8 protein-coding genes are annotated in these 21,345 nt (G+C 75.1%); 3 read left to right on the forward strand and 5 right to left on the reverse strand.

The annotated features are described in order from the left end of the window. Positions 1–15: 15 nt before the first annotated feature. Genes ABZ923_RS11300 through ABZ923_RS11310 form a run of 3 tightly spaced genes read left to right on the forward strand, consistent with a single transcriptional unit; the run spans position 16 to position 7,354 of the window. A complete protein-coding gene (locus ABZ923_RS11300) occupies positions 16–5,229 on the forward strand; it encodes a type I polyketide synthase (RefSeq protein WP_361469808.1) in 5,214 nt (1,737 codons plus the stop codon). Positions 5,230–5,285: 56 nt separating this feature from the next. After that, a complete protein-coding gene (locus ABZ923_RS11305) occupies positions 5,286–6,842 on the forward strand; it encodes a tryptophan halogenase family protein (protein ID WP_361469811.1) in 1,557 nt (518 codons plus the stop codon). Further along, the gene (locus tag ABZ923_RS11310; RefSeq protein WP_361469814.1) at positions 6,839–7,354 is read left to right on the forward strand and encodes a flavin reductase family protein; all 516 of its coding nucleotides are present in this window, start codon (positions 6,839–6,841) and stop codon (positions 7,352–7,354) included. Before ABZ923_RS11305 ends, ABZ923_RS11310 begins: the two co-directional genes overlap by 4 nt. Before the next feature lie 102 nt (positions 7,355–7,456). Here ABZ923_RS11310 and ABZ923_RS11315 read toward each other — a convergent pair whose 3' ends face one another. From ABZ923_RS11315 to ABZ923_RS11335, 5 genes are all read right to left on the reverse strand, one after another. Then, positions 7,457–8,800, reverse strand: a complete 1,344-nt coding sequence (locus ABZ923_RS11315) for an NAD(P)/FAD-dependent oxidoreductase (RefSeq protein ID WP_361469817.1) — start codon at positions 8,798–8,800, stop codon at positions 7,457–7,459. Then, positions 8,797–9,075: an acyl carrier protein gene (locus ABZ923_RS11320; protein WP_361469820.1), complete on the reverse strand. Its 279-nt coding sequence runs from the start codon at positions 9,073–9,075 to the stop codon at positions 8,797–8,799. The genes ABZ923_RS11315 and ABZ923_RS11320 overlap by 4 nt, the downstream gene beginning before the upstream one ends. A 47-nt stretch (positions 9,076–9,122) precedes the next feature. Continuing rightward, positions 9,123–14,168 (reverse strand): amino acid adenylation domain-containing protein, encoded by a 5,046-nt coding sequence (locus ABZ923_RS11325; protein ID WP_361469823.1) that lies wholly within the window; start codon positions 14,166–14,168, stop codon positions 9,123–9,125. 137 nt (positions 14,169–14,305) lie between these two features. Further along, on the reverse strand, positions 14,306–15,613 hold the full coding sequence (locus ABZ923_RS11330; protein ID WP_361469825.1) for an MFS transporter: 1,308 nt from the start codon (positions 15,611–15,613) through the stop codon (positions 14,306–14,308). Beyond that, positions 15,610–21,339 carry an amino acid adenylation domain-containing protein gene (locus tag ABZ923_RS11335; protein ID WP_361469831.1) on the reverse strand — a complete coding sequence of 1,910 codons (5,730 nt, stop codon included), beginning with the start codon at positions 21,337–21,339 and terminating at the stop codon, positions 15,610–15,612. The genes ABZ923_RS11330 and ABZ923_RS11335 overlap by 4 nt, the downstream gene beginning before the upstream one ends. Between the last annotated feature and the right edge of the window lie 6 nt (positions 21,340–21,345).

Genomic DNA, 21,345 nt, shown 5'->3' on the forward strand with positions numbered 1-21,345 from the left:
CAAGGAGACGAAGTAGTGGCTGCTGATGAACCCATTGCCGTGATCGGGGCCGGCTGCCGGCTCGCCGGTGACGCCGACTCGCCCGCCGCTTTCTGGGACATGCTGCTCTCCGGCCGGGACGGCATCGGCCCGGTGCCGGACGGCCGCTGGGACGCCTACCGCGAGCAGGGCCCGAGCCACGGCGCGGCGGTGCGCCGCGCCGACATCCCCGGCGGATTCCTCAAGGACATCGAGGGGTTCGACTCCGCCTTCTTCGGGCTCAGTCCCCGCGAGGCGGAGCTGATGGACCCCCAGCAGCGGCTGCTGCTCGAAGTGGTGTGGGAGGCGCTGGAGGACGCGGGCATCCCGCCGCTCAGCCTGGCCGGCGGCGACACCGGGGTGTTCGTCGGCATCGGCTCCGACGACTACGGCCGCCGGCTGCTGGAGGACCTGCCGACCATCGAGGCGTGGACCGGCATCGGCAGTGCGCTGTGCGCCGCCGCCAACCGCATCTCCCACGCCCTGGACCTGCACGGTCCGAGCATGGCGGTGGACACCGCCTGCTCCGCCTCCCTGGTCGCCACCCACCTGGCCTGCCAGAGCCTGCGCGCCGGGGAGAGCGGCATCGCCCTGGTCGGCGGGGTCAACCTGATCGTCGGGCCGGGCCTGTCGCTCACCCTGGAGGCCGCCGGCGCCACCGCGCCCGACGGGCGGTGCAAGCCGTTCGACGCCGCGGCCGACGGCTACGGGCGCGGCGAGGGCGGCGCCGTCCTCGTCCTCAAGCGGCTGTCCGACGCCCGGCGCGACGGCGACCGGGTCCTCGCGGTGGTCCGGGGCAGCCACGTCGCCCAGGACGGCCGCACCAACGGCATCATGGCGCCGAGCGGCACCGCGCAGCAGCGGCTGCTGGAGGAGACCCTGCGCCGCACCGGTGTCGACGCCGGCAGCGTGGACTACGTCGAGGCGCACGGCACCGGCACCCGGCTCGGCGACCCGCTGGAGGCCGGCGCGCTGTCCGCGGTGTACGGCGCCGGGCGGCCGGCCGGGCAGCCGCTGCTGATCGGCTCGGTCAAGCCCAACATCGGCCACCTGGAGGCCGGTGCGGGCGCGGCCGGGCTGCTCAAGGCCGTCCTCGCGCTGGCGCACGGGGAGATCCCGCCCACGCTGAACCACTCCCGGGGCAACCCCGCGATCGACTGGGACGGCAACGGCCTGCGGGTGGTCACCGAGCGCACCGCCTGGCCGCGGCACGAGGGGCCGCGCCGCGCCGCGGTGTCCGGTTTCGGCTACGGCGGCACCATCGCGCACGTGCTGCTCGAACAGGCACCGGAGCCGGCCGGCGGCACCGGTGCGCAGCCGGCCCCGGAGACCGGCGAGGCACGGCTGTTCCCGCTGTCGGCCCGGTCCCGGGAGGGCCTGCGGGCCGCGGCCCGGGACCTCGCGGAGTGGCTCACCGGCACCGGACGGCAGACCGCCCTCGACTCGGTCGGCCACACCCTGGCGCTGCGCCGCTCGCACCTGGAGCACCGGGCCGCGGTCGTCGCCGCCGACCACGCCGAACTCGCCGCCGGGCTGCGGCTGGTCGCCGACGGCGAGGAGTCCCGCCAGGCGGTCACCGGCTCCGCGCCGGCCGACCCGGGCGCGGGCCTGGTCTGGGTGTTCTCCGGACACGGCTCGCAGTGGGCCGGCATGGGCCGCGAACTGCTCGCCGCAGACCCGGAGTTCGCTGCGGCCATCGACGAACTGGAGCCCGTCTTCCTGGAGGAGATCGGCTTCTCCCCGCGGCAGCTGCTGCTCGACGGCGACTTCGAGACCGTGGACCGCATCCAGACGATGATCTTCGCGGTGCAGATCGGGCTGGCCGCCGTATGGCGTGCGCACGGTGTGCGGCCGGACGCCGTCATCGGGCACTCGGTCGGCGAGATCGCCGCGGCCGTGACCGCCGGCGCGCTGTCCGTGACGGACGGCGCCCGGCTGATCTGCCGCCGCTCGCTGCTGCTGCGGCGGGTGGCCGGCAAGGGCGCGATGGCGATGGTCGGGCTGTCCCTCGCCGAGACCGAGGCCCGGCTCGACGGCCGTACCGACGTCGTCGCGGGCATCGCCTCCTCACCGGGCTCCACCGTGGTCACCGGTGCGCGGGCCGCGGTCGAGAAGCTGATCGAGGCCTGGCAGGCGGACGGCGTGCAGGTGCGCCGGGTCGCCTCCGACGTCGCCTTCCACAGCCCGCAGATGGACGAACTGGTCGCGGACCTCGCCGCCGCGGCCCACGACCTCACCCCGGGCGCGCCGCGCATCCGGATGTACAGCACCGCGCTGACCGACCCGCGGACCACACCGGCCGCCGACGGCGCCTACTGGGCGGCCAACCTGCGCAACACCGTCCGGCTCGCCGCGGCCGTCGAGGCCGCCGCCGAGGACGGTCACCGCCGCTTCCTGGAGCTGTCGGCCCACCCGGTGGTGGCCCACTCCGTCCGCGAGACCCTCGTCGAACAGGAGCTGACAGAGGGCGTGTTCGTGGGCTCCACGCTGCGCCGCGACCAGTCCGACCGGCTCTCCCTGCTGGCCGCGCTCGCCGCCGCGCACACCGCGGGCATCGCGGTGGACTGGCGCCGGCTGCACCCGCGGGGCGACCTGACGACGCTGCCGGCCGCCGCCTGGCAGCGGCTTCCGCACTGGCGGAGGACGTCCCCGTCCGGTGCCGCGGGCAGCCTCGAACACGACGCCGACACCCACGCGTTGCTCGGCTCGCCCACCAGCGTGGGCGGCCGCCCGCTGACCCTGTGGCGCACCCACCTGGAGGAGGGCAACCGGCCCTACCCGGGCAGCCACACCATCGACGGCGTCGAGATCGTCCCCGCCGCCGTCCTGCTGAACACGTTCCTGGCCGCCACCGGCGGACCCGGCGCGCACACCCTGCGGGACGTGGCGCTGCGGGTGCCGCTGACCGCCGCGGAGCGGCGCGAGGTGCAGGTGCTCCGCGAGGACGACGCCGTGCGGATCGCCTCCCGGCCCGCCGAGGGCGACGGCGACTGGCTCGTGCACACCACCGCGGTGAGCGCCGGCCCCGAGGCGCCGTCCGGCACCCTGGCGGAACTCCCGGCCGACGCGGCGGACGCCGACCCGGCTCAGATCCTGCGGCACCTGGCCTCGGTGGGCGTGCCCACCATGGGCTTCGAATGGACCGTGACGGCGCTGCGCCGCGCCGAGGGCCTGCTGCACGCGCGGGTGCTGGCCCGTCAGCCGGAGCGGGCGCCCGCCACCTGGGCCCCGGTCCTGGACGCCGCCCTGTCCATCGCCCCCTCCGCCTACCCGGGACCGGCGGCGCTGCGCATGGTCGCGGGCGTCGCCGAGGTGCGGGTGGCGCCGGAGCCCCCGGCGGACGGCACGGCCGTCGACGTCCGGGTACGGCACGACGCCGCCACCGGCACCGTGGACGTCCTGGTCGCCGGGGACGACGGCCGGGTGCTCGCCGCGCTGCGCGGGGTGCGGTACGCCGACGTCGGCAACGGCGCGGCGGGCGCAACCCCGGCACGCCGGCTGGTGCACGAGATCCGGTGGCGGCCCGCCGCGCTCGGCGGCCCCCGCGAGGGACGCGGCGTCGAGGACGTCGTGCTGGTCGGTGCCGTCGGCTCCGCGACCGCGGCGGCCCTCGGCGAGCGGCTGGCCGCCGACGGGGCGCGGGTGCGGCTGCTGAAGAGCGCCGCCGAACTGGACGGCCTGCCCGGTCTGGCCGAGGCCACGGACGTCGTCGTGCTGCCCGACCCGGCCGCCGCGGACGACACCGCCCCGGACTCCGCGCCGGCCTGGCTGCTGCTGGACACCACCCGGCGGCTGGCCGCGCTGGACACCACCGTCTTCCCGCGGCTGTGGGCCCTGACCACCGGCGTGCTGGAGAGCCGGGAGGCCACCGCGCCGGCCCAGGGCGCGCTGTGGGGCCTGGGCCGGGTGATCGGCGGCGAGCACGGCGAGCTGTGGGGCGGGGTCGTCGACCTGCCGGCCGGTGATCCGGCCGGCGCGGTGGACGCCCTGCTGGACGTGGTGCGCGCGGCGCCCGGCGAGGACGTCGTCGCCGTCCGGGACGGTGCCGTCACGGTCGCCCGCCTGGCCCGCCCGGACCGGGAGCCGGCCGCGCAGCCGTTCGGGTGCCGGCCCGACGGGACGTACCTGGTCACCGGCGGGCTCGGTGTGCTCGGCCTGCGCGTCGCCCGGTTCCTCGCCGAGCGGGGCGCCCGCCGCCTGGTGCTGGCCGGCCGGACCGGGCTGCCGCCGCGCGCCGAGTGGGAGACGGTCACCGACGCCGCCACGGCCGAACGGATCGCCGTGGTACGGGAGCTGGAGGCGACGGGCGTCACCGTGCGGGTGCTCGCCCTGGACGTCGCCGACGCGGCGGAGGCCGCCCGCGCCCTCGCCCCGGACGCCCTCGGTCTGCCTCCGGTGCGGGGCGTGGTGCACGCGGCGGGCGTGCTGGACAACCGGCTGGTCCCGCACACCGACGAGGAGTCGCTGCGCGGAGTGCTGCGGCCCAAGGCGGCCGGCGCCCGGGTGCTGCACGAGCTGTTCCCGGCCGGCACCCTGGACTTCTTCGTGCTGTTCTCCTCCTGCGGCCAGCTGCTCGGCCTGCCCGGCCAGGCCGCCTACGGCTCGGCGAACGCCTTCCTGGACGCGCTGGCCGCGCACCGCAACGCGGCCGCCGCCGCGGCCGGCCTGCCCGCGGACGCCACCAGCTTCGCCTGGACCTCCTGGCGCGGCCAGGGCATGGCCGTCAACGAGGTGGTCGACCTGGAGCTGCGGGAGCGCGGCGTCACCGACGTCACGGCCGACGAGGCGTTCGCCGCCTGGGAGTACGCGGCCCGCCGCGGTCCCGGCTGCTACCCCGTCCTCGGGCTCGGGCCGGTGCCGGACGGCCGGCCGCTGCTGGTGCTGAGCGAGGCCGTCGACGCCGGGACCCCGCAGGTCCAGGCCCCGGCGGGCGGCTCGTCGTACACCGGGCTGAGCACGGACGAACTGCGTGCGCGGCTGCTGGACGACGTCGCCGAGGAGATCGCCGGGGAGATGCGGCTGCCGCGGGCGTCGCTGGACGTGCGCCGCTCGCTGGTGGAGCAGGGGCTCGACTCGGTGATGACCATGGTCGTCCGCCGGCGCCTGGAGAAGCGCTTCGGCCACAAGCTGCCGGCCTCGCTGCTGTGGCAGCAGCCGACGGTCGCCGCGATCGGCGAGCACCTCGTGGAACTGCTGTCCGACCGGCCGTAGCCGGCCTGCGGACCACCTCGCGGGATTTCCCGAAAGTCACCGGATTGGGGACACACATGACCAACAAAGTCGTGATCGTCGGCGGCGGCACGGCCGGCTGGATGACCGCCTCCTACCTCAAGGCCGCCTTCGGCGACCGGATCGACATCACGCTCGTGGAGTCGGGCAAGGTCGGCACCATCGGCGTCGGCGAGGCCACCTTCAGCGACATCCGGCACTTCTTCGAGTTCCTCGGGCTCAAGGAGTCCGACTGGATGCCGGCCTGCAACGCCACCTACAAACTCGCCGTCCGCTTCGAGAACTGGAGAGAGAAGGGCCACTACTTCTACCACCCGTTCGAGCAGGTGCGGTCGGTCAACGGGTTCCCGCTGACCGACTGGTGGCTCCAGCAGGGCCCGACCGAGCGGTTCGACAAGGACTGCTTCGTGATGGCGTCGGTGATCGACGCCGGGCTGAGCCCCCGCCGGCTCGACGGCAGCCTGCTCGACACCCCCTTCGACGAGAGCGCGGAGGAGATGCGGGGGCTGACGATGTCCGAGCACCAGGGCAAGACGCAGTTCCCCTACGCCTACCACTTCGAGGCGGCCCTGCTCGCCAAGTACCTCACCGCGTACGCCGTGGAGCGCGGCGTCCGGCACGTCGTGGACGACGTCACCGACGTCGGCCTGGACGAGCGCGGCTGGATCAAGGGCGTCCGGACCGCCGGGCACGGCGAGCTGACCGGCGACCTGTTCGTGGACTGCACCGGCTTCCGCGGCCTGCTGCTGAACAAGGCGCTGGAGGAGCCGTTCATCTCCTACCAGGACACGCTGCCCAACGACAGCGCGGTCGCCCTCCAGGTGCCGATGGACATGGAGCGGCGCGGCATCCGCCCCTGCACCACCGCGACCGCCCAGGACGCCGGCTGGATCTGGACGATCCCGCTGATGGGCCGGGTCGGCACCGGGTACGTCTACGCCCGCGACTACCTCTCCCCGGAGGAGGCCGAGCGCACCCTGCGCGAGTTCGTCGGCCCCGCGGCGGCCGACGTCGAGGCCAACCACATCCGGATGCGGATCGGCCGCAGCCGCAACTCCTGGGTGCGCAACTGTGTCGCCGTCGGCCTGGCCAGCGGCTTCGTGGAGCCCCTGGAGTCCACGGGCATCTTCTTCATCCACCACGCCATCGAGCAGCTGGTGAAGAACTTCCCCGGCCCGGACTGGGACCCGGTCCTGCGCGACCGCTACAACGACGGTGTCGCCCACGTCATGGACGGCGTACGGGAGTTCCTGGCGCTGCACTACCAGGCCGCCAAGCGCGACGACACCCAGTACTGGCGGGACACCAAGACCCGCGCGGTGCCGGACGGCCTGGCCGAGCGCATCGAGAAGTGGCGCGCCCAGCTGCCGGACAGCGAGACGATCTACCCGTACTACCACGGCTTGCCGCCGTACTCGTACATGTGCATCCTGCTCGGCATGGGCGCCATCGACGTCAAGCCGTCGGCGGCGCTGGCCCTGTCGGACTTCTCCGCCGCGCAGCAGGAGTTCGACGCGATCCGGGACAAGGCCCGGCAGCTGGTGAAGACGCTGCCGGAGGCGTACACCTACTTCTCGCGGATGCACCAGCCATGAGCGGCACCCTTCGTCCTCCGGCGGCGGTCGCGACGCCGGAGGACTTCCGCACTCTCATGAGCGGGTTCCCGAGCGGAGTCGCCGTCGTCACCGCCCGGGACGACGACGGCACCCCCCGCGGCATGACGTGCTCCTCGCTGTGCGGGGTCTCGCTGGAGCCGCCGGTGCTGGTGGTCTGCCTGCGGGCGGGCAGCCCGACGCTGGCGGCGGTGGCCGGCTCGGCGGGCTTCGCGGTGAACCTGCTGCACTCCGGTGCCCGGGAGACCGCGCAGCTGTTCGCCTCGGGTGATCCGCACCGGTTCGAGCGGGTGTCCTGGACGGCCGGCCCGCACACCGGCGGTCCGCACCTGGCGGCCGACGCGCACCGCGTCGCCGACTGCGCGGTGCTGCACGCCCAGCCGATGGGCGACCACGTGGCGGTGTTCGGGCAGATCTGCCGGGTCACCCGGCACGGCGAGCGGGCGCCGCTGCTGTACGGCCTGCGGCGGTTCGCCGCCTGGCCGACGGCCTGACCGGCTCCGCGCCGCGCAGGCAGGCAGGCAGGCAGGCAGCGGGAAGGGCCGCCCACCGGAGGGGTTTCCGGTGGGCGGCCCTTCGGCCGTGCGTACGGCGGGTCAGAACGCGGGTGCCGAGGCGGGCGCCCGGAGCGTGCCCAGGTACGGGTGCCAGAGGTGCTTGGGGTTGTTCTCCACCTCCCGGACGACCTCCCGCATCGCGGTCAGCGCCTTGGGCTCCTCACCGTCGTACACGTCGCCCTGCAGCATCTTCAGCACGTCGACGCGGTAGCGCGGGTCCTGCACGAAAGCTGTGAACAGCACGTTCAGCCGGTAGTAGATGGAGATGAACTCGTACCAGTACTGCACGGCGCGGCGCAGCTTGCTCTCGTACGTCTCGAACCGCTTGCGGGTGTAGTCGCCGGCCTCGTGGGCGGTGATGATGTCCTGGGCGGCGATGCGGGCGCTGTTGAGGGCGACGCTGACCCCGCTGGAGAAGATCGGGTCGACGAACCGGGCCGCGTCCCCGATGAGCACGAACCGGTCGCCGCAGATCTGCTTCATGGCGTAGCTGTAGTCGCCCTCGGCCTTGAAGTCGCGGACCCGGCGGGCGCCGCGCAGCGCGTCGTGCAGCTCGGGCCGGCTGGCGACGAACTCCCAGAAGAAGCCCTCCCGGTCGGTGCCGGCGGCGGCGAAGCGCTTCTTCTGGGTCACCACGCCGATGCTGGTGATGGTGTCGGTGATCGGGATCTGCCACACCCAGGTGTCCTTGATGGGCAGGAAGTGCACGAAGATGTGGTCGACCTGGGCGGCGTCGCGGGCGATGGCGGTGCGGTCCAGGCCCTCGAACCAGGTGTGCACCGCGTACTGGTCGAAGACCGGGTCGGCGACCTTCACCTTCAGCTGGCGGCCCAGCAGGGTCTGCCGGCCGGACGCGTCGACCACCATCCCCGCGGTGTACCGCGCCTCCTTGCCGGCCGTGCGCACGGTCAGCTCGACGGCCTCGGGGTCGTCGAAGTCGACGTTCAGCACCCGGCCCCCGTTGACCACCGTCGCGCCCTGCTCGGCCGCGTGGCGCAGCAGGATGGCGTCGAAGCGGCCCCGGTCGACGTGGTAGGTGTAGTCGCGGTCGACACCGGGCTGGTTGCGTTCGACGAAGGCGATGTCGGCGGTCCAGCCGTGGGTGAGCCCCTTGTAGTCCAGTACGGGGATGTCCCGGGACTCGGCCGACGTCCAGGACGCCCCGTACTTGCGCGGGAAGCCCGCCTCGTCGATCTTCTCCAGGGCGCCGATCTCGTGCAGCACGGGAGTGGTGGCGGGCACCAGCGACTCGCCGACGTGCGGCCGGGGGAAGGTGTCGCCCTCGAACACGGCCACCGACAGTCCGGCCCGGGCGAGGTAGGACGCCATCGTGGAACCGGCGGGTCCGCCGCCGACGACCGCGACGTCGAAGTCCGTGCTCATGCCCTTGCCTCCTTCTGCCCGGCCGCCGACAGCTCGTGCAGCATGCGGGCGATGGTCCGTACGTCCTTGAAGTGGTCGGTGTCGATCAGCGCGGGCGACACGTGCACGTGCAGCTCGTCCCGGATGTGGGTGAGCAGCAGCGCGACCCGCAGCGAGTCCAGCACCCCGGACTCCATCAGCGGGAAGGTGTCGGTGAACCCGGCCGCCTGGTCCGCCGGGAGGATCTCCTCCCTGACGAAGGCCACCAGCCTGGAGACGTACTCTTCCTCGGTCATCCCATCTCGCTTTCTGTGCGACGCGGGGGCGTCCCGGTCCGCTGCGGTCACCGGTCCGGTTCCTGTTCGTCCAGCTGCCGGGCCCGTTCGATCAGTTCGGCCGGCGCCATCCGTTCGATCTCGGCCCGCACCTCCGCCTCGACGGCCGCCGCCAGTTCGGCGACGGTGGCGCCCTCGAAGACGGCACGGGCGGGGAAGTCGATCTCGAAGGCGTCCTGGATCTGCGCGATCAGCCGGATCGCCAGGATCGAGTTGCCGCCGGCCCGGAAGAAGTGGGTGTGCCGGCCGGCCCGGCCGCCGAGCAGCTCGGTGAAGATCTCCGCCAGCCGTTCCTCGACGACGCCGTCCGGCTCCTCGTCCCCGGCGGGCGCCTCGGTGCGCGGCCGGGGCAGGGCGGCCCGGTCCAGCTTGCCGTTGGCGTTCAGCGGGACGGAGCCGATCGCCGTGAGACTGCCCGGCACCATGTAGTCGGGGAGCCGCTCGGCGCAGTGCGCGGCGAGTTCCTCGCCCAGCCGCTCGGCCGCCTCCCCGGCCTCGGCGGGCACCCAGTAGGCGGCCAGGGCGTGGCTGCCGGCGCCGTCCTCGACGGCGACGACCACGGCCTCGCGCACCGCCGGGTGCCGCTCCAGCACGGACCGGACCTCGCCGGTCTCCACCCGGTGGCCGCGGATCTTCACCTGGCCGTCGCGCCGGCCCACGAAGTCCACCGTGCCGTCCGGGAGCAGCCGGGCCAGGTCGCCGGTGCGGTAGAGGCGGGCGCCCGCGGGGCCGTAGGGGTCGGGGACGAACGCGGCGGCGGTCGCCCGCGGCCTGCCGCCGTAGCCGCGGGCGAGGCCGAGGCCGCCCACGTACAGCTCGCCCACGACGCCGACGGGCACCGGGCGCATCAGGTCGTCCAGGACGTGCATCGTGACCCCGGGCAGCGGGCGCCCGATGGGCACCGTGGTGCCGGGCACCGGGGCCGTCACGGGGTGGGTGCAGGTGCCGACGGACGCCTCGGTGGGGCCGTACTCGTTGACCAGCCGGTCCGGCCCGAGGGCGCGGGCCCAGGCGTCCGCGCGGGCCGCCGGCAGGGCCTCGCCCGCGGCGACGACGACGGAGGCGAGCCGGGCCAGCCGTTCCGGGTCGAGCTGCTGGGCGAGGATCTCCAGGTGACCGGGGGTCAGCTTGAGGAAGGACAGCGGTCCGGCCGCCGCCAGCCGGTCTCCCAGCTCGGACAGGTCCAGGTCGTGCGGGAGCAGGTGCAGGGGCTGACCGGCGAGCAGCGGGGCCCACAGGTTCGGTACGACGAGGTCGAACGCGACCGAGGAGAACAGCGCGGCGCCGCCGCTGCCGCGCCCGGCCAGCTCCTCGACGGCCCAGCGCAGGTGGTTGGCGAGGCCCCGGTGGGTGATCTGCACACCCTTGGGCGAACCGGTGGAGCCGGAGGTGTAGATGACGTAGGCCAGCAGGTCCAGGTCGCGTCCCTGCCGCGGGTCGAGGTGCCCGGGGTGGTCCAGGGCGCCGTCGGGGCGGGCGGCGATCTCGGCCGCGTCGGTGTCGACGGCGACGACCTCGCCGGTGAAGCCGGGCGGGAGCAGGTCCCGGTGCGCCGACTGCGTCAGCACGGCACGGACCCCGGCGTCGGCCAGGACCCGGCCGATCCGGTCGGCGGGGGTCGCCGGGTCCAGCGGCAGGTAGGCGCCGCCGGCCCGCCACACCGCGAGCAGCGCGGCCGGCAGGTCGGTGCCCCGGTCCAGCAGGACCGCGGTGACCGTCTCGGGTCCCACGCCCCGCGCCCGCAGCTGCCGGGCCAGCCGGTTGGCCCGGCGCTCCAGCTCCGCGAAGGTGACCCGGGTGCCGTCCGCGATCAGCGCCGGCCGGTCGGCGGCCGTCCGCGCGGCCTGTTCCAGCAGGGCGGGGACGGACCGGTCCGGCGCGGGGGTGACGGTGTCGTTCAGCCGGGCCAGCGCGGCGCGTTCGGCGGCGGGCAGCAGGTCGAGGGCGTCCAGGCGGCGCCGTGGCGTGCGGGCCGCGTCGGACAGCAGCTGCCCGAGGTGTCCCGCCATCCGCTCCACGGTGGCCGCCTCGAAGAGCGAGCTGGCGTACTCCAGCGCGCCGAGCAGGGTGCCGTCGGGCTGCCGGCGCATGTACAGCGTGAGGTCGGTCTTCGCCACCGACGACACCTCGACGACCGCGTCCAGTTCGCCGGCGTCGGCGGCGGAGCCGGTCATCGCCTCGTCGTGGTAGTCGAACGCCACCTGGTAGAGCGGGGTGCGCGAGGGGTCCCGCTCGGGGGCCAGTTCGGCCACCAGCTCCTCGAAGGGCAGCTCCTGGTGGCCGAAGGCCTCCTTGCACACGTCCCGGACCCGGTCCAGGGCCTCAGCGAAGGTGAGCGATCCGTCCAGCGGGCAGCGCAGCACCAGGCTGTTGAGGAAGAACCCGACGACGCCCTCGACCTCCGGCCGCTCGCGGCCCGCCACGGGGGCGCCGACCACCACGTCCCAGCGGGCCGTGTACCGGGCGAGCAGCGTCGAGAACGCCGTGAGCAGCACCATGAACGGGGTGGCGTCGGCACGCCGGCCCAGCTCGGCGAGGGCGTCGGTGACGTCCACGGGAACGGTGAAGGTGACGACGGCGCCGCCGGCGTCGCGCACCGGGGGCCGGGGCCGGTCGGTGCGCAGCGCGAGCGGTTCGGCACCGGCCAGCACCCGCTTCCAGTGCTCCAGTTCGCGGGCGACGACGTCCTCGGTCAGCCGGCCGCGCTGCCACACGGCGTAGTCCGCGTACTGCACGGGCAGCTCGGGCAGGCCGGGGTCGCGGCCCTCGCGCAGGGCGCGCAGCACCGTGTGGAACTCCTCGCGCAGCACGGTCGCCGACCAGCCGTCGGCGACGATGTGGTGCATCAGCAGTACGAGCGTCCGCTCGCCGGTGCCGTCCGGGGTGCCGATCAGCAGCGCGCGGACGACCGGGCCGTGTTCGAGGTCGAAGCCCTGCCGGGCGTTTTCCTCGACGACCTCGCCGACGCGGTCCCGGGGCGCCGCCACGCGGTGCAGCTCCATCGGCGCGGGCGGGTCGACGAGCTGCGCCGGCTCGCCGTCGGCGCCGGTGACGAACCGGGTGCGCAACCCCTCGTGCCGGGCCCTGAGCAGGTCCAGCGCGGCCTGCACCCGCGCGTCCGGTTCGCCGGCCGGCACCCGCAGGAACACGCCGGTCACCCACTCGCGGCCGCGCGGGTCGATCCGGTCCAGCAGCCACAGCCGCCGCTGGCCCGGCGAGAGCGGCAGCGCACCGGTGCGGGGCACGGGCCGTACGGCGGGCACCGGGTCGGCGTCCCGGGTGACGAGCCGGGCCTGCGCCGCGACCGTGGTGGCCGCCAGCAGCCGGGACAGCTCCACCGGGCGGCCGGTCGCGGCCCGCAACCGGTTGGCGAGGACGGTGAGTTGCAGGGACGACCCGCCGAGCCGGAAGAAGTCGTCGTGCGGGCCGACGGCGGGCACGCCGAGCACGTCCCGCCACACGCCGGCGACCAGCTCCTCCGCCTCGGTCGAGGGTGCCTCGACCGGGCCGTCGTGCGCGGCGGGTTCGGGCAGGGCGCGCCGGTCCAGCTTGCCGCTGGCGGTGCGCGGGAAGGAGTCGGCCGGCAGGCACACGGCGGGCAGGTGGCTGTGCGGCAGCCGGCCGGCGAGGAAGCCGCGCAGCTCCTCCCAGTCCGGGCCGCCGCCGTCGGCGAAGCGCACGTGGGCGGCGAGCCGGGTGGCCCCGCCGGGTGCCCGGTAGGAGGTGACGGCGGCCTCCCGGACCCGGGGGTGGGCCTCCAGCGCGGCCTCCACCTCGCCCGGTTCGATCCGCACGCCGTTGATCTTGACCTGGTCGTCGGCCCGGCCCACGTACACCAGGACGCCGTCGGCCCGGGCGCGCACCAGGTCCCCGGTGCGGTACAGGCGGGCCCCGGCCGGCCCGGACGGATCGGGCACGAAACGCTCCGCGGTGAGGTCGGGGCGGCCCAGGTAACCCTGGGCGAGACCGATGCCGCCGACGTGCAGCTCGCCCTGCTCACCGGCCGGCACCGGGTGCCCGTCCGGGTCCAGGACCAGCAGGCGCAGGCCGTCCACGGCCCTGCCCACGGGCACCGGTCCGGTGCGCTGGAGCGAGTCGTGGCGGTGGCCCGCGACCTCGTTGGAGCACTCGGTGGGGCCGTAGGTGTTCCACACCTCGGGCGGGGTGGCGTCCTCGGGCAGCCGGGACAGGAAGCGCCGCACCAGCTCGGCGTGCAGCTGCTCGCCGCCGGAGGACAGCAGCCGCAGGGTGGTGCAGCGCGACCAGCCGGGGTCGTCGGCGAGGAGGCGCAGCAGCGAGGGCACGACCTGGAGCACGGTGACCCGGTGGCCGGTCACCGCGTCGAGCAGCAGGGCGGGGTCGCGTTCGGCGCCCGCGGGGGCCATCACGACGGTGCCGCCGGAGACGAGCGGGGCGAAGATCTCCCAGCCGGCGGCGTCGAAGGTGACGGGGGTCTTGTGCAGCACCCGGTCGGCGGGGCCGAGGCCGTGGGTGCGCACCCGCCAGGCGACCTGGTTGGCGAGGCCCTCGTGCGGGACGACGACACCCTTGGGCCGGCCCGTCGACCCGGACGTGTACAGCACGTAGGCCGGTTGCGGGCCGGCGATGTCGATGTCCGGTGCGGTGTCGGGCAGGCCGTCCAGGGCGGTCAGGGCGGGGTCGACGGTGACGGCGCGGATCGAGCCGGTGATCCGGTGGGCGTGCTCCGGGCCGGTGATCACGTGCCGGGCACCGGTGTCGGCGAGGATGCCCTCGGTGCGGGCGGCGGGGTGCTCGGGGTCCAGCGGGACGTAGGCGGCACCGGCCTTCCACACCGCCAGCAGGGCGACGGCGAGCCGGGCGTCGCGGTGCAGCAGCACCCCGACCGGGGTCCGGGCGTCGGCGCCGGAGCGCAGCAGCGACCAGGCCAGTTGGTTGGCCCGCCGGTCCAGTTCGCCGTAGGTCAGCTCGCGCTCGCCGTCGACGACCGCGACGGACCCGGCGGTGGCGGCGGCCTGGAGCGCGATGCGGGCGGGCAGCGGCCCCGGCGCGGACAGGTCTGGCGACGCGTTCATAGCTTCTCCCCATGGATCGGCGGTGCTCTGGCCGCCCCGGCGGGCGGGCCAGGGCACGAACGGTCCCTCGGCCCGCCTCGGGCTGATGCTGGTCAGTGCGCCGATAGCGGGCCGATAGCGGACCTATACCGAGGTGGTCAGTGGGTGTCGGAAGGGTCGGACGGGTCGGACGGGGCCGGTGGCGCGGCCGGCGTCGGCTCGGGGCGTCGCGCGGTGCGGACGGACGGGATCAGGGCGGCGGCGAGCGTGGTCGCCGCCATGACCGCTCCGACACCGAGCAGGGTGCCGGTCGAGCCGGTCCGCTCCAGCGCGTAGCCGCCCGCCAGCGAGCCCAGCGAACTCGCCCCGGAGCTGAGCAGTCCGGCGACGCCGCCGACCCGGCCCTGCAGCTCGTCCGGGGTGGCCTGCACCTGGTAGACGCCGGCCATCACGTTCAGCACCGCCCCGGCGAACGAGGTCCCGGCGAACAGGGCGCCGAGCAGCACCACGTCGGCGGTCAGCGCGACCAGCGGCATCAGCAGCGTCCAGACGGCGAAGACGCAGATCATCACGGTGCCGGGGCGCAGCCGCCGGACGACGTGCGAGCCGGTGAGGGCGCCCGCGATGCCGCCGACGCCCGAGACCACCCCGACGATCCCGATCTCGGCCGGTGAGCCGCCGCCCTCCTTGATGACCAGGACCAGGGCCAGAGTGAGCGCCTGGAAGAGGATGTTGGTCACCGCGACCAGGGAGATCGCCGCCCGCAGGAACCGCTGTCCCAGCAACCAGGCGAACCCCTCGGCGAGTTCGGCGCGCGGCCGCCACGGGGCGGGGTCGCGCGGGCTCTGGAACTTCCTGCGGATCAGCAGCAGGCCGCACAGGGCGAACAGATGGCCGAGCGCGGCGGCCAGGAACGGCGACCAGCGGGCCGCGCCGTACAGCGCGCTGCCCAGCGGCTGACCGAGGAGTCCGGCGGCGCGCGCCCGGGCCTCGTTCTGGGACAGCGCGGTGGACACCTGCCCGGTGCCGACCACATGGGGCACGGCCGCCCGTTCCGCCAGCCGGTAGAAGATGGCGGCGGTGCCCTCCACGAACGCCACCGCCATGATGTGCGCCAGCCACAGGGTGCCGTGCAGCAGGGCCACGGCCAGGCTGACCATGGCCACCAGCCCGGCGAGGTCGCAGACGACCATCGTCGTCCGGCGGTCCAGCCGGTCGACCAGCACCCCGGCCGGCAGCTGGAACAGCAGCATCGGCAGCAGTCCGGCGAACCCGACCAGGCCGGCCTGGCCGGGCGAGCCGCTGTACCAGATCATCAGCAACGGGAAGGCCACGGTGGCGGCGCGGTCGCCGAGCACCGACAGGCCCGCGCCCAGCCACAGCAGCAGGAAGTCCCGGTTGCGGCGCAGCGGCGGGGGCGGCGGCTGCGGGCCGGCGGTGACGGCCGGCCCGCCGACCGCGCTCACCGCGACCGGTCCGCGGGCCGGGCGTCCAGCAGCGGCACACAGCGCCTGGCCACCTCGGCACCGGCGTCGCCGTTGGTGAGGACCACGAACCCGCTGCCCTGCCCGATGCGGCACATGGCCAGGGCGTGGTAGCCGTCGCCCGCACCGCCGTGCCCGAACTGCACGTCGGTGCCGAGGTCGTCGACGACCGCGCCCAGCCCGTAGGCGCTGTGCGGGTGCTGCGGGGTCAGCAGCTGTTCGGCGGTGCCGGGGCGGAGCAGTGCCAGGGGCCGGCCGAGCCGGGAGCGGCGGATCTCCAGCAGCAGCTTGGCCAGGTCGGCGGCGGTCGTCCACAGGCCGGCGGCCGCCGTGTCGGGCCACTGCCGCCAGCCGCCGTCGACCGGGCGCCCGCCGGTGTCGTGCCCGCACGCCACCGGGTGGGCGACGCGCTCCGGGTAGGCCTGGTCGAAGCTGCTGCCGGTCATCGCGAGCGGCTCGAACACCAGGCGCCGCATCAGCGCCTCCAGGCTCTCGCCGGTGACGTCCGCGAGGATCTGCTGGACCACGGAGTAGTGGACGTTGGCCTTGCGGAAGACGGTGCCGGGCGGCAGCTCCGCGCGGACCGGTTCCAGCAGTTCCGGCAGCGGTACGAGGGGTTCGCCGCGCCGCTGTCCGGTGCTCGGGGTGGGCGTCAGCCCGGCCAGGTGCGCGAGCAGCCGGCGCAGCGTGATGCCGGTGCCGTCCGGCAGCCGCCAGCCGGTGAGGTAGGCGTCCACGTCCCGGTCGAGGTCGAGCACGCCCTCGTCCACCAGCCGCAGGGTGCCCAGTGCGGTGACGAGCTTGCTCACCGAGCCCGCCTGGAACGGCGTGTGCACCGTGACCGCGGTGCCGCCGTCGGCGGACAGCACGCCCTCCGCCCGGACGTCCACCAGCTCGCCGCCGGCGATGACGGCGAGGCTGACGCCGGGCACGTGCTCGGCGAGCAGCGACTGCGGTGAGCCGGCGGCGGCCGTGGCGGCCGTGGCCCGGGCGGCCGGTTCCCGCTCGGCCGGCGCGGCGGCCCGTGCCGTGTCGACGGCCGCGGCCACCGCCTGCACGCTGTCGTCGCGGTAGAGCATCAGCAGGGACAGCGGGTACCCGGCACGGCGGGCCGCCGCCAGGACCTTGAAGACCAGCAGGGAGTGGCCGCCGAGGGCGAAGAACCGGTCGCCGCGGCCCACCCGGTCGACGTCGAGGACCTCGGCCCACACACCGGCGAGCCACTGCTCGGTCGGGGTGCGCGGGGCGTCGTGGCCGCGCCGGCCGTAGGCGGTGTCGTCGGGCGCGGGCAGGCGGTGCCGGTCGAGCTTGCCGTTCGCGGTGAGCGGCAGCGCGTCGAGCGTCACGAACGCCGAGGGGACCATGTACGCGGGCAGCTGCCGGGACAGCAGCTCACGCAGCTCCTCCGCCGCCGGGGGCGCAGCCTGCTCGGCGGCGACCAGGTAGGCCACCAGCCGGGCGTCGGACGGGCCGTCGCCCCAGCGCACCACCCGGGCGTCGGCGACTGCGGGGTGCCGGGCGAGCGCGGCCTCGATCTCGCCGAGTTCGACCCGGTAGCCGCGGATCTTGACCTGTCCGTCGCCGCGGCCCAGGAAGTCCACGGAGCCGTCCGGCAGCACCCGGGCGAGGTCGCCGGTGCGGTACAGCCGGGCGCCCGGCGGGCCGTAGGGGTCGGGGACGAACCTCTCGGCGGTCAGCGCCGGCCGGTCGACGTAGCCGCGGGCCACGCCCGCACCGCCGATGTACAGCTCGCCGGTCACCCCCCGCGGTACGGGGTTCAGCCACGCGTCCAGGACGTGCGCGGTGACGCCGGGCAGCGGCCCGCCGACGGGTACGGCCTCACCCGCGAAGGGGTCGGGGACGACGAACTCGTTGCTCACCACCGACGCCTCGGTGGGGCCGTACGAGTTGACCACGCGGCCGCCGCCGTCCAGCAGCGGGCGGGCCTGCGCCACGCTCCGCGCGCTCACCGCCTCCCCGCCGACCACCAGCGCCCGGGCGATCGGGCTCGCGGTCTCGCCGCCCGACTGGGCGGAGATCAGCTCCAGATGCCCGGGGGTCAGCTCGACGAAGTCGAACGGGCCGCTCTTGGCCAGCCAGGCACCCAGCTCGTCCAGCTGCCGGTGGTGCGGGAAGAGGTGGACGGTCCGCCCGGCCATCAGCGGGGCCAGCAGGCCGGCCACCGCCATGTCGAAGGCCACGGAGGAGAACACCGGGGCGCCGTGCGTGCCGTCGGCGAGATAGGTGTCCACCATGTAGCGCAGGAAGTTGGCGAGCCCGCGGTGGGTGATCTGCACGCCCTTGGGCCGGCCGGTGGAGCCGGAGGTGTAGACGACGTACGCGAGGCCGTCGGGGTCGTCGGCGCGGTCCGGCGCGGTGTCCGGCCGGGCCTCGATCCGCTCCCGGTCCCGGTCGAGCAGCACGAGGGGCCCGTCGTAGAACGGTGTGCCGTCCGCCGTGTGCGCGGACTCGGTGACCAGGGCGGCGGCGCCCGAGTCGGTCAGCAGGTAACCCAGTCGCTCCGCCGGGAAGGAGGGGTCGAGCGGCAGGTAGCCCGCACCGGCCTTCCACACCCCGAGCAGGGCCGCCATCAGGTCGCGTCCGCGGCCCAGCAGCAGGCCGACGGTCGCCCCGGCACCGACGCCCAGCGCGCGCAGCTCGTGCGCGATCCGGTTGGCGGCGGCGTCGAGTTCGCCGTAGGGCACCGACTCGTCGTCCACGACGACGGCGGTCGCGCCCGGGCTGCGGCGGGCCCACTCCTCGAAGCGGCCGGGCGGGCACCAGACGGGCGGCTCCGCCGGGCGGGCGGACCAGCGGGCGAGCAGCTCGCGTTCGCCGTCCGGCAGCACCGCCGTACGGGCGTCGCCGTCCGGGTCGGCGGCCATCGCCTCCAGGACCGCCCGGTACAGGGAGACCAGGCGGGCCCCGTCGGCGCGGCCGACCACGCGGCCGTCGACGTCCAGGACGATCTCGTCCCCGCCCGCGGTGACGGCCAGCGGGAACTCGTCGTGGCTGGAGCCCATGGACCTCCCGTCGCCGTTGCGGGCGGGAGCCGTGTCCGGGACGCCGAAGTCCTCGTAGCTGAAGTACACCTGGACCAGCCGGGTCCCGTCGCCGTACCGGTGCTGGACGGCCGGCATCGGGAAGTGCCGGTGCCGCCACACCTCCAGCTCCCGGTCGAAGACCTGGCGCACCCACTCCCGCCAGCGGGCGGGCAGCGGGCCGGCCGGGAACGGCACGGTGTTGAGGTGGGTGCCGTAGACCCGGTCGGCGCCCGGTGCCTCCGGTCGGCAGTGGGTGACGACGCCGGAGGAGAAGCGGGTTTCCGGGGTGAGCCTGGCGAGCACCTTCAGGTGGGCTGCCAGCAGCACGCTCTTGACGGGCGCGCCGGCGGCCGCCGCGAGGGCGCGCAGGCCGCCGGTGAGGTCGCCCACCGGGACGCGCAGCTGGTAGCCGTCCCGCGCGGCGCCCGGTCCGTCGCCCCAGCCGTCCGGCAGGGCGAACGGGACGTGCTCGGTGACGGCCTGCCGCCAGTAGGCGTCGTCCTCCTCGGAGGCCAGGGCGGTCAGCTCGGCGGCCACGGTGTCGGCGAACCGCACCGCGGGCGGGTCGTACGGCGGGACCGGGTCGCCGTCGCGGTACGCCCGGTACAGGGCCAGGAGCTCGCCGCGCAGGGTGGCGAAGGTCCAGCCGTCGACGATCAGGTGGGACTGGGTGACGGTCAGCTGCCAGGTGCCGTCGCCGAGCCGGTGCACCAGCAGGCGCAGCAGCGGCGGGGTGTCGTGCGGCAACGGCGTACGGCTCTCCTCGGCCAGGGTCTCCCGCAGCGCGCGGTCCTGCCCGTCCGCGTCCACGCCGGTCAGGTCGACCACGCGCAGCGGCACCGGGGCGGTGGCCCACACCAGTTGCAGGGGCGTGCCGAACGACTCCGCGTCCACCGTGGTGCGCAGCGCCTCGTGCCGGCGGATCAGCTCCTGGACGGCCCGCTGCAAAGGTTCGCGGGAGAAGGGCTCGTCGGCGCCCATCCGCACCGAGGACACCCGGTGGTAGGCGAGCGGCCCGCCGTCGGCGGAGAGCATCTCGGCGAGCATGCCGGTCTGCGTCTGGGTGAGCGGGTAGGCGTCGCTCAGGCCGTCCGGCAGGGCGGCCCGGTCCGCGGCGGACAGCAGCGCGAACGGCGCCACCGGCACCACGGTCCCGGCCGGAGTGTCCGAGGCGGCCGCGCGCACGCACAGCGCCTCGACGGTCTGGTCCTCCAGCACGTCCCGCGCGGTGACGTCGTGACCGGCCTCGCGCATCAGCCCGGCCACCGCGACCGCCTTCACCGAGTCACCGCCCAGGTCGAAGAAGCCGTCCTGGACGCCGACCCGCTCGACGCCGAGCACGTCCCGCCAGACCGCGGCGACCCGTTCCTCGGCCGGGGTGCGCGGGGCGAGGTAGGCGGCGCGGGCGTAGGCGGTGCGGTCCGGGGCCGGCAGGGCACGCCGGTCGAGCTTGCCGTTGGCGGTCAGCGGGAGCCGCTCGATGCGCTGGTAGGCGGCCGGGACCATGTAACCCGGCAGGTCGCGCCCGAGCCAGTCCCGCAGCTGCGCGGGCTCCACCGGCTGCTCCCCGGCCGGTACGACGTAGCCGACGAGGGTGTCGTCACGGGCGACGACGACCGCCTGGAGGACCGCCGGGTGGGCGACGAGGGCGCTCTCGATCTCGCCGAGTTCGATCCGGTAGCCGCGGATCTTGACCTGGTCGTCGGCCCGGCCCAGGAACTCCAGACTGCCGTCCGGCCGGCGCAGGGCGAGGTCCCCGGAGCGGTAGAGCCGGGCGCCGGGCGGACCGAACGGGTCGGGCACGAACCGCTCGGCGGTCAGCTCCGGCCGGTTCAGATAGCCCCGGGCCACCCCCGGACCCCCGACGTGGATCTCGCCGCGGGTGCCGTCGGGCACCAAGTGACCGTACTCGTCGAGGAGATGGATCGTGAGGTCGCTCAGCGGGCGGCCGATCGGGTTGCCGGCGCCCGGGGCGAAGTCGCGCTGGGTGAGCCGGTGGTAGGTCGTGTGGACGGTGGTCTCGGTGATGCCGTACATGTTCACCAGCGCCACCCGGCCCAGACCCCACCGCTCGGTCCACGGCGTGAGTTCGCCGACCTCCAGCTTCTCACCGGCGAAGATCACCGAACGCAGGGCCAGCCGGCCGATCCGCTCGTCGCCGCCGGCGGCGGCGGAGACCAGGGAACGGAACGCCGACGGCGTCTGGCTGAGCACCGTCACCTGCTGCTCCACCAGCAGGTCCAGGAACTCCTCCGGCGACCGCGTCACCTCACGCGGCACCACGACCAGCGTCCCGCCGTGGGCCAGGGCGCCCCACATCTCGAACACCGACACGTCGAAGGCGTAGGAGTGGAACATCGACCACACATCAGAGCTGTCGAACGCGTAGTGCTCCTGAGCCGTCTCCAGCAACCGCACCACGTTGGCGTGGCTGAGCACGACACCCTTCGGCCGGCCCGTCGAGCCCGACGTGTAGATGACGTAGACCGCGTTGTCCGGCCCCGACACCGCAGGCAGTGCTTCCGTCCGCTCGGACTCCAGCGCGTCCAGGACCACCAACTCGCCCTCGAACCCCTCCAGCACCGGCAGCAGACCCGACTCGGTCACCACCACCCGCGCCCGCGCATCCCCGAGCATGAACGACAACCGCTCGGACGGATTCACCGGATC

It is taken from the genome of Streptomyces sp. NPDC046881 (assembly GCF_040645015.1).
Classification (GTDB): Bacteria; Actinomycetota; Actinomycetes; order Streptomycetales; family Streptomycetaceae; genus Streptomyces.